The 14,045-nt window shown below is 43.2% G+C and carries 15 protein-coding genes; 1 reads left to right on the forward strand and 14 read right to left on the reverse strand.

Annotated features, from left to right (window positions below; genetic code table 11):
* Nucleotides 1–9: 9 nt before the first annotated feature.
* From pstA to B5G33_RS12690, 4 genes are all read right to left on the reverse strand, one after another.
* A complete protein-coding gene (pstA, locus tag B5G33_RS12675) occupies nt 10–888 on the reverse strand; it encodes a phosphate ABC transporter permease PstA (RefSeq protein WP_087417888.1) in 879 nt (292 codons plus the stop codon).
* Nucleotides 881–1,753, reverse strand: a complete 873-nt coding sequence (gene pstC, locus B5G33_RS12680) for a phosphate ABC transporter permease subunit PstC (RefSeq protein ID WP_087269386.1) — start codon at nt 1,751–1,753, stop codon at nt 881–883. Before pstC ends, pstA begins: the two co-directional genes overlap by 8 nt.
* A 37-nt stretch (nt 1,754–1,790) precedes the next feature.
* The gene (locus B5G33_RS12685; protein WP_204247387.1) at nt 1,791–2,735 is read right to left on the reverse strand and encodes a substrate-binding domain-containing protein; all 945 of its coding nucleotides are present in this window, start codon (nt 2,733–2,735) and stop codon (nt 1,791–1,793) included.
* Nucleotides 2,736–2,994: 259 nt separating this feature from the next.
* Nucleotides 2,995–3,900 (reverse strand): AraC family transcriptional regulator, encoded by a 906-nt coding sequence (locus B5G33_RS12690; RefSeq protein ID WP_087417890.1) that lies wholly within the window; start codon nt 3,898–3,900, stop codon nt 2,995–2,997.
* 147 nt (nt 3,901–4,047) lie between these two features.
* On the opposite strand from B5G33_RS12690, the gene B5G33_RS12695 reads away from it, so the two are divergent.
* The gene (locus B5G33_RS12695) at nt 4,048–4,734 is read left to right on the forward strand and encodes a YczE/YyaS/YitT family protein (protein WP_087417891.1); all 687 of its coding nucleotides are present in this window, start codon (nt 4,048–4,050) and stop codon (nt 4,732–4,734) included.
* Nucleotides 4,735–4,900: 166 nt separating this feature from the next.
* On the opposite strand, the gene B5G33_RS12700 is transcribed toward B5G33_RS12695, so the two are convergent.
* The 10 genes from B5G33_RS12700 to B5G33_RS12745 all read right to left on the reverse strand — a co-directional run bounded on the left by B5G33_RS12700 (nt 4,901) and on the right by B5G33_RS12745 (nt 13,999).
* Nucleotides 4,901–6,520, reverse strand: coding sequence for an alpha-galactosidase (locus tag B5G33_RS12700; protein ID WP_087417921.1), 1,620 nt, complete (start codon nt 6,518–6,520; stop codon nt 4,901–4,903).
* 19 nt (nt 6,521–6,539) lie between these two features.
* Entirely contained in the window at nt 6,540–7,343 is an 804-nt protein-coding gene (locus B5G33_RS12705) for an ABC transporter permease (protein ID WP_087417892.1), read from the reverse strand.
* A 2-nt stretch (nt 7,344–7,345) separates the two neighbouring features.
* Nucleotides 7,346–8,134 (reverse strand): ABC transporter permease, encoded by a 789-nt coding sequence (locus B5G33_RS12710; protein ID WP_087417893.1) that lies wholly within the window; start codon nt 8,132–8,134, stop codon nt 7,346–7,348.
* Nucleotides 8,134–8,937 carry an ABC transporter ATP-binding protein gene (locus B5G33_RS12715; RefSeq protein WP_087417894.1) on the reverse strand — a complete coding sequence of 268 codons (804 nt, stop codon included), beginning with the start codon at nt 8,935–8,937 and terminating at the stop codon, nt 8,134–8,136. The genes B5G33_RS12710 and B5G33_RS12715 overlap by 1 nt, the downstream gene beginning before the upstream one ends.
* 70 nt (nt 8,938–9,007) lie before the next feature.
* A complete protein-coding gene (locus B5G33_RS12720; RefSeq protein WP_330396694.1) occupies nt 9,008–9,271 on the reverse strand; it encodes a glycosyltransferase family 4 protein in 264 nt (87 codons plus the stop codon).
* Nucleotides 9,195–9,416, reverse strand: a complete 222-nt coding sequence (locus B5G33_RS22755) for a glycosyltransferase (protein ID WP_087417896.1) — start codon at nt 9,414–9,416, stop codon at nt 9,195–9,197. The genes B5G33_RS12720 and B5G33_RS22755 overlap by 77 nt, the downstream gene beginning before the upstream one ends.
* A 501-nt stretch (nt 9,417–9,917) precedes the next feature.
* Complete coding sequence (locus B5G33_RS12730; RefSeq protein ID WP_087417897.1) at nt 9,918–11,240, reverse strand: alpha-glucosidase/alpha-galactosidase; 1,323 nt, start codon at nt 11,238–11,240, stop codon at nt 9,918–9,920.
* Between the two features lie 12 nt (nt 11,241–11,252).
* Nucleotides 11,253–12,149: an AraC family transcriptional regulator gene (locus tag B5G33_RS12735; RefSeq protein ID WP_242974700.1), complete on the reverse strand. Its 897-nt coding sequence runs from the start codon at nt 12,147–12,149 to the stop codon at nt 11,253–11,255.
* Between the two features lie 108 nt (nt 12,150–12,257).
* A complete protein-coding gene (locus tag B5G33_RS12740; protein ID WP_087417899.1) occupies nt 12,258–13,088 on the reverse strand; it encodes a carbohydrate ABC transporter permease in 831 nt (276 codons plus the stop codon).
* A gap of 14 nt (nt 13,089–13,102) precedes the next feature.
* Nucleotides 13,103–13,999, reverse strand: coding sequence for a carbohydrate ABC transporter permease (locus B5G33_RS12745; RefSeq protein WP_087417900.1), 897 nt, complete (start codon nt 13,997–13,999; stop codon nt 13,103–13,105).
* Nucleotides 14,000–14,045: the final 46 nt, after the last annotated feature.

Genomic DNA, 14,045 nt, shown 5'->3' on the forward strand with positions numbered 1-14,045 from the left:
GTTTCTTAATTATCCTTTCTCTATCATTTTGGCCACTCTTCCGGATACCCAGTTGATAAAGAGTACCACTATCAGAAGGACTACTGCTGTGGCATAGGCTGCATCAATATGAAGACCTTCACTTGCCAGGGTATACATGTGCACGGAAAGTGTTCTTGTAGAAGACATAACGCTCTTAGGCATTTCCGCAACGGTACCTGCCGTATACATAAGGGCTGCAGTCTCGCCCACGATACGTCCGATAGCCAGGATAACACCGGAAAGGATTCCCGGTACAGCGGAAGGAAGGATCACTACGAAAATAGTTCTAAGTCTTCCGGCTCCCAGTCCAAAACTGGCTTCCCGATACATATCCGGTACTGCCAGCAGAGCTTCCTCTGTGGTCCTCATGATAACCGGAAGGACCATGATCGCCAGGGTAAAGGCGCCTGCCAACATAGAATAGCCCCACTTCAATGCAGTTACAAAGAACAGCATACCGAAAAGTCCATATACGATAGAAGGAATACCTGTCAGGGTTTCAGCAGTCACACGGACAACGCTTACCAGTTTGTTGCCCTTTTTCGCATACTCTACCAGGTATACAGCTGCCAGGATTCCCAGAGGTCCTGCGATCACCAGAGACAGCAGGGTCATACCAACGGTATTGATAATCGAAGGCAGCATAGAAACATTGTCTGAATTATACTCCAGCTGGAATAAGCTGGGTTTCAGGTTCGGGATTCCCATAACCAGAATATATCCGATAATAAATACTAAAGTCAAGAAAGTGATCAGTGCAGCAAGTCCCACCAGCACGGCAAGGATCAGAGAGCCGGGATTGCTGGAATAAGATTTGATACGCTGCTTTGTAGTCTGCACATTAATTGGTCTTATTGCCTCATCCATTTGCGCTCCTCCTCTTCACCAGTGAGAATAACAGGTTAATGATCAGAATAAATACAAAGAGTACAACCGCTGTAGCGATCAGGGCCTCTCTGTGAAGGTCTGTGGCATATCCCATCTCCATAACGATATTAGAAGTCAGGGTACGGACGCCTTCAAAAATTCCCTTTGGCATACGTGGCTGGTTTCCGGCGATCATGATAACTGCCATGGTCTCGCCGATAGCTCTTCCGATTCCCAGAATGATCCCGGCCATGATACCTGATTTTGCTGCAGGTACGATGGTGCAGAACACACTTCTCTCATGGGTGGCCCCCAGAGCCAGAGAACCTTCATAATAGCTGTCTGGCACCGCACGGATAGAAGATTCGCCCACGCTGATGATAGTAGGAAGGATCATGATCCCCAGCATTACGGAAGCTGTAAACATGCTGGATCCGTTTCCTCCGAATCCCAGAGTCTGTCCGAAGAAATTCCGGACAAAAGGTACCAGCACCACCATACCAAAGAAACCATATACAACTGAAGGAATACCTGCCAGCAGGTCAACTGCAGGCTTCATAAATCTGTAAATAGATTTTGGACAGAATCTTGCCATAAAAATAGCCGTCAGAAGTCCGATAGGAACACCGATGACGATGGCTCCTGCCGTTACATAAATACTTCCCAGAATAAAGGGAAGGATTCCATACAGATCATTTCCCGGTTTCCATGTCTCCCCCAGCAGAAAATTAAAAACTCCTATTTTGCCAATGGCAGGTACGCCATTGGCAAATAGGAATGCACAAATCAAAATTACTGCCAGGATGGAAGCGCATGCACATACCAGAAACACATATTTCATAACTGTTTCTTTAACGTCTTTCATTGTACTTTGCTCCTACTCCTCTTTTTTCAGATTACGATTACTGAAGATCTTCCCAGTTTGTAACCTCACCCGTATAAATCTGTTTTACCTGGTCAGATGTAATATCTGTCATGCTGTTTTCATTGTTTACGATAATTGCGATACCGTCAATAGCGATCTGAGTTCCTGTAACGCCTTCAGATGTCTCTGTATCTTTCAGTTCTCTGGAAGCCATACCGATATCACAGATACCGCTGATAGTAGATTCTACACCAGTTGTAGAATCGCTTGTCTGGATCTCGATAGAAGCGTTTGGATTTACAGCTTCATATCCTTCTTTCAGTTTTTCCATTACAGGAGATACAGAAGAGGATCCTGCAACTACTACGCTGCCTTCCGGTGATGTTCCTGCATAAGCTTCTGCCGCATCATCTACAGGAATATAATCTTCTCCTACAATAGCCTGTCCGTCAGAGCTGAGGATATAATCAACAAAATCCTGAGCCACATCGCTGAGACTGTCACCTGTTACAATATTGAAAGGACGGGATACTTTGTATGTACCGTTCTTTACATTCTCAGCAGATGCTTCAGCTCCATCTACTTTCAGAGCTTTTACGCTGTCATCTAAGGAACCAAGGGAAATATAGCCGATAGCCTGAGGATCCTGAGCAACGCCTGTCATCATAACGGCGGTGCTGTTTGTTACCTGGGCGTCTACGGTAGTGTTATCTACTTTTTCCCCATCAGCATTCTCTTCCTCTACACCGAACAGTTCTACAAAAGCTCCTCTTGTACCGGAACCTTCCTCACGGGAAAGTACGGAAATTGTTCCGCTTGGTGCGGAAGCATCTGAACTGCTGCTGTCTGAGCTGCTGTCGGAAGATGCGCTGTCTTCTGTTGCTGTGCTGTCGGAACTGCTGCCTGAATCGTTTGAACCGCAGGCTGCCATGCTGAATACCATTGCTCCCATTAATACTGCTGCTAATACTTTCTTCTTCATTATTATACTCGCTCCTTGTGTTTGCTTTTTGCTTTCTTGATTTATTTTTGACAGGATTAAATATAAAGAAGTTTTGTAAAATCACCAATCTTCTTTCTGTTAAATGTATGTAAAATCCATATTTTACATTTCACATTAGGGATTTTACATTCCTCATCACAAACTTAACATTTCCCGTTCTTTCCTAAATTATGTACTATTTAGAGTATCAGCATACTCGCTTCAGAAGTAAAAAGTAAAAAGCACAGCGAGTTTTTCATTATATTGTTTTTCTATACTGAGCTGGAGAAACACCATACATTTCCCGAAACTTCTTTCCGAAATAACTTGGATGATTAAATCCACTGCTAATACAAATTTCCGTAATGCTGCTGTCTGTATTCCGCAATTTATGGGCTGCCTGCTGGAGCCGGTAAAAGGTCAGATATTCCATAGGCGACTGACCTGTTATCTTTTGAAAGCACCGGAAACATTCTGTCCGGCTGATATTTACTTCCCGTGCAATATCTTCTATAGTAATGGAATCGGCATATCGGCTTTTCATGTATTCCAGTATCTCTTTCACCCTTTTCTCCTGCTTTGTGTTTCCAGGTTCTTCTATATAAATACCATTTTCCGGTCTCTCTCTTTCTGCCAGCAGTGTCCAGGCATAGCTCAGTTCATTTCTCACCTGCATTTCCCTTGTCCATCTATTCTCTTTACAATAATCATATATCCTCTCTAAACATTCCAGTATCTCTCTTTGCCAGGGGATATCCCTTTTCAGCAGGCATCCTTTAAAATCCGAATTGCCTGTAACTGGCTCTACATATTTCCGATACAGCAGTCCCATATGGTCTCCTGAGATGAATTCCGGCAAAAACACAAAGGAAACGGACTGTCCTTTATAGTTTCCCATATGTATTCCCGCCATGTGAAGAGAGCCGCTGTTAATAAAGAGCCCTTCCCCTTTCTTAATCTCAAACTGCTCTCCATTTACACCGCACTGAACTCTGTCTTCCAGAACCAGCACCAGCTCTGCTTCTGAATGCCAGTGCCATCCTTCTCCTTCTACATTTTTTACTCCATTTAAATATCCCTGAAAGGGAAAGGCTTTCGTTCCATGGACCTGGATTTCCCGCATAGAATCGTTTACAGAAAGCCGGTTTGGTTTAGTCAGCAGCATCTTTCTCTCCTCCTTTGGGACTATTCTTATATTTTCTGAAAGAATAATGATAGTTTTTTTGGTTTTTTTTCTTTAATCTATTTTAGCACAGAAAATAAAAACATAGAAATCTGTGCAGCAAATAAATTTATTTTGAGGGATGTTATTATGTCAGCGAAATCAAAATCCGACAGATTAAGGCGAATTGTCATGACTGTAGCAGGGGTAAGCGCCAGCGGCATTGCAGTAGGCTTTTTTAATTATTCGGCCTTCGGCATGGATCCTTTTCAGGTGCTGGCTCATGGACTGTGGAATCTTACTCCTCTGAGTTATGGTACTTTTTATACCATTTTCAGCCTTATTCTTTTTATCTTCGTATTCATGGCAGACAGAAAAAAGATTGGCCTTGGAACTGTTATCAATATGTTCCTGCTGGGATATATCACAGAATTTTTCTCCTGGCTTTTGGCCCGGCTTTTCCCTGATGGCGGCTTATTCCTCCGGCTGATCATGCTGATCATTGGCATTACGATTATGTGTCTGGCGGCTGCACTGTATTTTACCGCCAATATGGGCGTATCTGTTTATGACGCTGTAGCCCTATGCCTTTCTGAACGCACACCTATTAAATTCCAGTTCTGCCGTATGGGCAGTGATGTTATCTGTGTTGCCGTTGGTTTCTTCTTCGGCGCTCAGGTAGGCCTGGGAACCATTATCACCATGTTTTTCACGGGACCTCTTATTCATATTTTCCAGGAGACACTGGCAATCCCCCTTATCCGGGGACGTAATCCTGTGGCTTACAGTATACGGAAGCTGTATCTCAGTGTTAAAAAGGCTCTGAAGAAAAGATAACTAAAATATCGTACACTAAAAAGCGAAACCGATCCGCAAAATCTGCCGCCAGCCTGGTTCGGTACAAAAACAGCCATGGAGCGTTATCTGTCTGCTCCATGGCTGTTCACTTTTTTCATTGGCAAGCCCGGTAAGAAACCTCGTATAAGTCCTGCCTTTTTGTCTCTCAGTACAGAGGAATATAGGCAAAATACTTCAAAGTATTTCCCTTTGCGCAGGTTCCTGCCTCTTCGTACCAGTTGTACTCTATTTTTTCCCTACCATCTCCCCAGATTTCCGGGCAGTCTGTATACTCCCAGTCCAGGGGAATATAATGAGCTTCCTGTTCAGAGGCCTCCAGCATAATCTGATGAAGCTCTTCCTTCTCTTCTTCACTGAGCAGACCCGGCTTAGCCGATACAAACAAAGGCGTGCCAGATTTGGCCACAGCCTCTGCCCACTGGCGATTCAGGCTCCATGGAATATTTCCCATAATTCCCACGCAGTCTGCATCGATTTCATAGAAAGCTCCGTGCTGGGGCAGACAGAAGGCAAGGGTATTCACACCCATAACCCGGGTTCTCTCCCAGGTAATACCGCTGGTATCGTCTCCGCTCCTCTGCATATGCATCAGACCGGCTCCCAGATGACCTATGGTATTGCAGCCTAAGATCAGTGTATCATATTTAGCTGCTGTCTCATAAATTTTTCCATACAGCAGTTTCACCACTTCCGCACTGGTCATTCCCTTATCATAAAAGCTCCATCCATCCTGGGTGGGATATGGGTTCATCTCAAATCCCCATCTTCCGAAAATGTCATAGGTGGAAAAATCATGCTTAATCAGGGTATAGCCCCATTTGCAGATGTTTTCTACATCTTCCTGGATATAGGCCAATGCCTCCGGATGGGAGGGGTCCAGGCATCCATTATGAGATATTCTCCATTTTTCAGGGATTTTCTCATCTTCGTTCAGCAGCAGCCGTACCCAGATACCTGCCCTGGCTCCCTTTTCCTTTATCTTCTCTGCCAGCCCGGCCATATCCGGGAATTTTTCATTTCCCTTTCTCCAGGGGCCTCCATTATACTCATTCAGGCGATGATGCTCCTGCCAACAGTCGTCAATTACCATGTATGGAGGATTTTTTGCCCCTTTTGTCAGCTCCATAAGATATTCTGTATCCTGAAGGATTTCTTTCTCTGAGCTGTCCCCATAGGCATAATACCAGTTATTGCTTCCATATACAGGATAGGGCGGCAGGATAGGGTCCGTACACATCTCTCTGCAAAAAGCCTGGGCTGCCTGGAAAGAAGTACAGTCCTCTGCCTCCATACAGATAATTTCTGCTGCCTCCAGTTTTCTTCCATTTAATTCTACGCCACTTCCCCCGCATCTGGTATCCAGAACCAGGGTGATGCCTCTGGTATCTGCCTGCCAGAAACACATAGCTGAGGGTCTTACCTTTACCCCATACCCTCTGGTTTTTCCCTGACAGGAGGCAAGGAAATACCAGGGCATAAAAGCTCTTCCGCTTATTCCTTTCCACTGAGCGTCTCCAAAAGTCCTTTCCCAGCTGCTTCCCAGAAGTCGGGAGCTTTTGTCAAGAGGAGAGTTCCATCGAAGTTTCAGGCTTCTGACCCTGGAAGTTTCAGCGGTGACGGCAATGCTCATCGCCTCCCCCTCCTCTTTAATCTCTACCGACACATCCCATGCAGAGAGATTTTCTCCTTTCAGGATTTCCTGCCATTCTTCTGTCTCAATAGTGACATAATCAGGAAATCCCAGCTTAAAAATTGTTTTTTGCATAACATTCTCCTTTTCCCTTCTAATTTCCATTACTTTCATATCTTCTCAGTCCCCGCCGCAGCACCTGCCCGGCTATAAAGAGCATGATTCCGCAGACAGCCGGGATCATAAGATTCTGCCAGAGGCAGCCGCTCTTACCCAGCAGATAGCTGGCCGGGAAATAGCTGATAAAGGCATAGGGTATGATGTAGGCAAATACCATATTTAAAACTGCCGGATAAATAGTCAGCGGGTACTTCGCCATTTCCCCTATGGTCAGGGTAAAATAGTTCAATGAATTTTTAATCCCCCCAAGCCAGAAAGAAGTGCAGCTGGCGATCCAGATCATACAGAACCGTATGATACAGGCGATAACCAGTGTGATAACAAAATAAAGAACCTTCACAGCCCTCCAGTTTATCCTGCAATGGGAAAATCCCAGAAAAAATATCACGCTGGCAAGGAACATTTTATTCAGGCCGTCAAAGTCAATCTTCGCAGTGATCAGCTGCAGGCCCACAGGCAGGGGCCGGACCAGGAAGCGGTCAATTTCCGCTTTATTCAACATCTGCGTAATCTTCCATGCTCCCTGAAAAAAGAAATTAACACTTCCCTCTGAGAATAAAAGATAACCGTACAGGATCAGAATCTCCCACATATTCCAGCCGCCGACAGAAGGAATATTACTATAGATAATGCCGATCACAGACAAATTGCAGGCCTGAGATAAGGTTGTAAAAAACAGCATCATGAAAAAATCCGCCCGGTACTGTTCCAGGGATTTTATATTCTGTAATTGTATTTTCCAGTAAATAACAAAATAGCGTTTCCATCTTTTTATCATTTCTATCCCCCATATACAGATATCACCGATGAAGCCTTTTTCCAGAAAATACTGCCTGCCAAAAACAACAGCACATTCCAGAGAATCTGAAAAAACAGAGCTTCAAAACATTCTCTCATTGGAAAAGTTCCTATAAAAATACTGCATGGAACATAGACGATCCCCGAAAAAGGCAAGCGGTCAATCACCGTTCTTATAAAGTCCGGAAACATTGCAAGAGGGATCAGGGCACCGGAGAAAAAATTCGTCAGGATCTCTCTTCCCTTTAATACTCCATAGGCATTATCTGTATAAAAGCATATCAGCGAGAAAAAATACTGGATTTGCAGTTTAATTCCCTGGCCCAGCACTAAAGATATCAGAAAAAGCAGTAGCCTGATCGGAGTTATGCCTGCGGCGCCATTTACAGCCAGATAAACCGCCCCTACCAAAACCAGGGTAAAGAAAAATTCTATCAGTGCAGTTCCCGCCGCCCGGCAAAACACAATCGAACGGTAACTGACAGGCTTCAAAAGATCCAATACCATATCGCCGCTTATGATTTTATCTGCGGCCTGCATCTCAAATCCGAAGGAGAGGGCGCTGTTGCACAAAAAAGAGACAAATACATATTTTCTCATCATCTCCCAGGTATAGCCGCTAACCACCGGCTGATAGGCAAAAATGCTCTTCCATACAAAAAACAGAACCGCAACCTGAATGAAGTTCGCTAACATGCTGGTCAGAAAATTGCTTCTGTACATGATGCCTTCCGACATTCCACATTTCATTAATGTAAAATATTTTTTCATCAATGGGCCCTCCGGTTAAAAAGACCGATCACAATTTCTTCCAGGGTTTCCGCTTTGGGATACAGATCGTAGATTTTCTTCAATCCATCATCAAACAGTATATTCCCGGCTTCCAGAATGATCAGCCGCTGACATAAGGATTCCAAATCATTCAGATCATGACTTGTCAGGAGGATCGTAATTCTTTTTTCTTTATTGATATAGCGGAGAAATTCATATACTTTCTGTTTCACCGCAACATCCAGGCCAATGGTAGGTTCGTCTAAAAATAAAACGGAAGGTTCATGAAGGATTGCCGCCGCCATATCCGCCCGTACTCTCTGTCCAAGAGAAAGCCTGCGCGCCGGCTGCTGCAGAAACTCTTCTAATCCCAGGATTTCCATAAACAGCTCCATATTTTTCCGGTATACAGCTTCCGGTATCTCATAAATATCCTTTAGCAGACGAAAGGTGTCTATAATAGGGATATCCCACCATAACTGTGTTTTCTGTCCAAAAACCACACCGATATTTTTGGCATTTGTCATACGCTCCTTAAAGGGATCCCGGCCAAGAACACGGACCGTCCCGGAAGTCGACTTTAGGATCCCTGTAAGCATTTTGATAGTCGTGGATTTCCCCGCCCCGTTTGCACCGAGAAATGCTACACTTTCTCCTTCCTGGATTGAGAAGGTTATACCTTTTACTGCCTGTTTCTCTTCATACTGAGGGGACACCAGGTGCTTCACAGCACCCAGAAATCCTTCTTCTCTTTTAGCGATGTGATAGCTTTTACTCAGCCTGTCAACTTCTATGTGATTCATAGATCCCTCCCGTTTCGTCAAAATTTCCAGAAATTTCTTCTGATGGGACTATATTATTTTTAATCGTATTCTAATAAATTTCTTCTATCCTAATAATTTCTTTGATGCCACCTACATTGGAAGCTATTACGCATGTTCCTTCTGCTAATGCTTCTAGTAGAGAAAGTGGAAAACCCTCAAATAAACTAGGCAAAATATAAACATAACGTGCTTTGCAATTATCTACATAGCCTAGCATAATTACATTATTTTTCAAATTATATTTTTTTAATAATATTTTGAAGATTATCTCTTTCTTCGCCTTCTCCCATAATATATAGCTTAAAATTTTTATAGCTTTCTTTCATCTCTAAGAATATCTTAAAAGCATTAAGTAAGATATCACACCCTTTGCTATAGTGCAATCTTGCACAAAAAGTAAATATTTGTTCCGGATTTTGATTTATACCGGAAGATTTTATTGAAATACCATTATAAATTACTTATTTATTATTAGAACAAACATTTTTTCTCTATACCGAAGCAAACAATCAATTATAAGTTCTTATTTTATCCATAGGTTTAAATTTAGAACAATTTTTTGTAGGTAATTTGCAAATCATAGATATGCTTCCTTTGTTAAGTACATGTCAAATTATTTATAAACTATCTTAACGCTAAAATATAGCCTGGTATATAGCAAAATGATAGATAAATATGTGGTGATGATATAAGTTTTGTACATAAAACTAAATATGCATCCGAAATAAACACTCAAAAAATATATTATGCACAAAAAAGATGGACCTCCAGGCAATAATATATAGTAATCGGTAGAACAAAAATCATTGACTCCCTTTTCTGATATCTTCGACCAAAATCCAATATATCAAAAGGAGTCAATGCTCATGATCATTGTACAATACTTACTTTCTATTATTCAATACCTTTAGTGATTCCCATTCTCTCATATACCAAAAATTTCAGATTGATAAGAAGCTTTATTTATACATCTTCATATAATCCCCATGGGCTTCTATCAGTTCATCACACATCTTTACAATGTCATCAATGCTCAGTTCTGCCGCTGTATGAGGATCCAGCATAGCCGCCTGATAAATGGCCTCTTTTTTCTTTGTGCGGGCAGCCTCAATCGTCAGAAGCTGGGTATTAATATTTGTCATATTCATAGCTGCAAGCTGTACAGGAAGTTTTCCTACTCTGCAGGGAGTCACACCGCTGCCATCGATAAGGCAGGGAACCTCCACACAGGCATCAGAAGGAAGGTTCTCAATGAGACCTTTATTGATCACATTTCCTCCAATCTTATAAGGCTCGTTTGTTACCATTGATTCCATAATATAAGAAGCATATTCCCGGCTTCTCTCATGAGTGATCTCACCGTTATTGAGGATATTCTTTTTCTCCTCTTCCCATTCTGCTATCTGCTTAATACATCTTCTGGGGTATTCATCCAGAGGAATATTATACTGGTCAATCAGTTCCGGATATTTATTTTTAATAAAGAAAGGATTGTACTCTGCATTATGTTCGCTGGATTCTGTACAGTAATATCCCAGTCTCCGTATATACTCGAAACGTACCATATCCGTGTGCTTTTCATTTGCATTTTTTTCAGCAGCTCTTTTTCTGATTTCCGGATACAGATCCTTTCCTTCTTTGTCCTGGATTTTCAGCAGCCAGGCCATATGATTGATTCCTGCAATGGTCTCCACACGGCCTTCCAGTTTGTCTTCCATTCCCAGTTCTTCCAAAAGCGTCTTAGAGCAGACCTGTACACTGTGGCACAGCCCTACAGTTTTCACTCCTGTATACCGCTGCATGTATCCAGAAAGAATACCCATAGGATTGGTATAATTTAAAAACCATGCGTCAGGGCATGCCTCTTCCATATCTCTGGCAAAGCCTTCTAATACTGGAATGGTACGGAGGCCTCTCATAATGCCGCCGATACCCAGACTGTCTGCAATAGTCTGACGAAGACCATATTTTTTCGGAATTTCAAAGTCTGTAATGGTGCAGGGATCGTAGCCCCCTACCTGGATGGCATTTACTACAAAATCCGCACCTTTTAATGCCTCTTTTCGGTTTTCCTCTCCCAGATAAGTTTTGATTTTCGCCCTTCCCTGATTTACATTCTGGTTAATAGCACTTAGTATCACCTGAGAATCTTCCAGTCTCTGTCCATTAATATCATACAGTGCGATTTCGCTGTCGCACAGAGACGGAGAACACATACAGTCTCCCAATACATTTCTTGCAAATACGGTGCTTCCCGCTCCCATAAAAGTTATTTTTGCCATACAAATTTCCTCCTAAAAAAATTTTGTCTGAAATTCTCCCTTATGGGTACACAGCACCAGCTGCTCTTCACTCTCCCGAAAAGCTTTGGGACTTATCCCATAATATTGTTTAAAGATTTTTGAAAAAGCAAGCTGATCGCTGTATCCCACAGCTGCCGCTACAGCATTGACTGACATATCCGTTTTTCTCAGCATAGAAGCCGCTTTATCCATACGCAGCAGTATCAAATACTCCTGGGGCGAATAACCGGTAACCTTTTTGAAGCTGCTGGTCAGATAACTTCTGTTCACGCCAATATAAGTAGCCAGTTCCGAGATACGAAGCTTCTCATTATAATGCTGGTTAATGTAGTCAATAGCATGGCGTGCATACACAGTTCCCGGGTAAAAATGTACCATACCCGGAGCGTCGCTCATATATTCTTCTACCAGATCTGCCAGAATTTCCAACAGATAAGCATTTCTCCTCAGTTCACATTTAAAAGACAACTGATATTCTTCCAGGATTTTTTCAATCAGTTCCTGGATGTGGGGAAGGCAGGCAATGCTGCGCACCGGTTTTTTCATAGAAAAACCGGCGTTATCTACGCAGGCTTTTGCTTTCGCCCCACTAAACCCCACCCAGCTGTAGAACCAGGGATCCTCTTTATCAGCTTCATACCAGGCCTCTGTGGCAGGCGGAAGTAAAAAGGCCTCTCCCTTTTTTATATTGTATTGATTTCCGTTGACTTCAAGCGTCCCGCTTCCCTCGCTGACAAAATGAAGCACATAATTTCTTCTTCTGTTAGGACCATAACGGTGTCCCGGCTCACATTGTTCCCAACCGCAATAGCACAGGCATAGTTCCGAGGAGTCTCTTTGGATATCCTCCAATGATTTATATTTCGCAGAGCTGGTGTATCCTGTCATTCTATTCAAGTCATTCCCTCCATGTGTCTCTAAACGAAACCAGGCCGCTGCACCGTTTTTTTTATGCAGCAGCCCATTTTCAAAGCCAGTCTGTTTCTATTAAATCTCTTATAATTTTCCACCGCTGGTAGCGATACCTTCAATAAACTGTTTCTGAAAGATCACGTAGATAACGATCATCGGCAGACATGCGATCAGTGATGCAGCCATCAACTGCGGGAAATTGGATGCATACTGTCCCTGCATCTTTGCAAGCGCCGCAGAAAGTGTCAGCATGTTCTTATCCGTATTAACGATCATTGGCCACATCAGGTCTTTAAAAGCAAACACTGCTGTAAAGATTCCCAGGGCGACCATGCTGGAACGGGTAAGAGGCGCCATGATAAACAGGAAAGTCTGGCCGATATTGCAGCCATCCAGTCTGGCCGCTTCTTCCATATCTTTTGGAAGGGTCATATAGGCCTGTCTCAGCAGGAAAGTACCGAAAGCTGTGACAATACCAGGGAATACCAAGCCGAAAATGGTATTTAAAGCACCAAGTCCGCTGACCATCAGGTACTGAGGGATGATAAAGATCTGTGAAGGGATCATCATCTGGAACAGTACCAAGGAGAACATAAAATCTCTTCCCTTAAAGTTCAGACGGGCAAAAGCATATCCGGCCGTGGTTGCTGTAAGAACTGCACACAGCACGCGGAAAAAGATCATGAGGAGCGTATTCTTATACAGCAGGATAAAGTTCATATTCTCCATAACTTCCGTAAAGGACTCTGTCCTCCATACCGTAGGGAAAATCAGAAAAGGATTTACCTGGGTAGCCTCTGACACAGACTTAAATGCTGTAAGTATCATCCACAAAAAGGGAACCAGCATAGTAATTGACATAAGGATCAATACAATATGTATGATCACTGACATTATTTTTCTTCTCGCTTCCATACCAGTACCCCCTTTTAATTATAGTAAACCCATTTTTTCTGTCCGATCATCTGGAATACCGTAACGATCATGATCACAACCAGCAGCAGAACCACGATGGCAGAACCATAGCCCTGATTCTTCTGACGGAAGGAATATTCATAGAACAGATATACCAGAGACTGAGTCTTGATAAGCGCCGGGTTGGATTTATCCATTACCATGAAGATCAGGTCGAATACCTGAAGGGCGCCGATCACACGGGTAACCAGTACGAAAAAGATAGTGGGAGAGATCAGAGGCAGCGTAATGCTGAAGAACTGACGTACGCCGCTGGCTCCGTCAATGTCCGCCGCTTCATAATAATCTCCCGGCACTTCCTGGAGACCGGCAAGGAAAAGTACCATGTTATAACCAATGATGGACCAGATACCGATCACTGCAATGGAAAAGATCGCGATATTCGGGTCGGACACCCAGTTTACATGTACTCCGAAAACATGGTTGATCAGACCGAAGTCTGCGTTAAACAACCATCTCCAAACCATAGCTACCGCTGCCGGAGCCGCTACCATAGGCAGGAAGAAAATGGTACGGTATACGCTTCTGCCCTTCATCTTCCTGTTCAAAAGGACTGCCAGCACCAGAGAGATGGCAATGGAAAACGGCACCTCTACGATTGCATATTTGATCGTATTGATCAGCGCCTGCCATACCTGAGAATCTGCAAACATTGTCTGATAATTTTCCAGTCCCACAAAGATATTTCCCCTGCCGAAGTCTCCGGTCTTAAAGAAGCTCTTATAGATTGTCTGGAAAATCGGTATAATATTCAAAATAATAAGTCCCAGCATCGTAGGAATGATAAACGCCCAGCCCCATCTGAATTCGCTGCGCTCACGGCTTGTTACTTTCTTTTTCGGCTTTGCCATATGTGTCACTCCTTTTTCTTATGGGGACAGCCGCCAAAACGGCTGT

Origin of the sequence: Blautia sp. An81 (genome assembly GCF_002161285.1) — a bacterium.
In the GTDB taxonomy this organism is placed as follows: Bacteria; Bacillota; Clostridia; order Lachnospirales; family Lachnospiraceae; genus Blautia; species Blautia ornithocaccae.

Coding starts and splice junctions, on each gene's coding strand:
- B5G33_RS12685 (WP_204247387.1), bottom strand. CDS start 2,735: ATGAAGAAGAAAGTATTAGCAGCAGTATTAATGGGAGCAATGGTATTC.
- B5G33_RS12745 (WP_087417900.1), bottom strand. CDS start 13,999: ATGGCAAAGCCGAAAAAGAAAGTAACAAGCCGTGAGCGCAGCGAATTC.
- B5G33_RS12715 (WP_087417894.1), bottom strand. CDS start 8,937: ATGAATCACATAGAAGTTGACAGGCTGAGTAAAAGCTATCACATCGCT.
- pstC (WP_087269386.1), bottom strand. CDS start 1,753: ATGAAAGACGTTAAAGAAACAGTTATGAAATATGTGTTTCTGGTATGT.
- B5G33_RS12740 (WP_087417899.1), bottom strand. CDS start 13,088: ATGGAAGCGAGAAGAAAAATAATGTCAGTGATCATACATATTGTATTG.
- B5G33_RS12710 (WP_087417893.1), bottom strand. CDS start 8,134: ATGAAAAAATATTTTACATTAATGAAATGTGGAATGTCGGAAGGCATC.
- B5G33_RS12735 (WP_242974700.1), bottom strand. CDS start 12,149: ATGACAGGATACACCAGCTCTGCGAAATATAAATCATTGGAGGATATC.
- B5G33_RS12700 (WP_087417921.1), bottom strand. CDS start 6,520: ATGCAAAAAACAATTTTTAAGCTGGGATTTCCTGATTATGTCACTATT.
- pstA (WP_087417888.1), bottom strand. CDS start 888: ATGGATGAGGCAATAAGACCAATTAATGTGCAGACTACAAAGCAGCGT.
- B5G33_RS12695 (WP_087417891.1), top strand. CDS start 4,048: ATGTCAGCGAAATCAAAATCCGACAGATTAAGGCGAATTGTCATGACT.
- B5G33_RS12730 (WP_087417897.1), bottom strand. CDS start 11,240: ATGGCAAAAATAACTTTTATGGGAGCGGGAAGCACCGTATTTGCAAGA.
- B5G33_RS12705 (WP_087417892.1), bottom strand. CDS start 7,343: ATGATAAAAAGATGGAAACGCTATTTTGTTATTTACTGGAAAATACAA.
- B5G33_RS12690 (WP_087417890.1), bottom strand. CDS start 3,900: ATGCTGCTGACTAAACCAAACCGGCTTTCTGTAAACGATTCTATGCGG.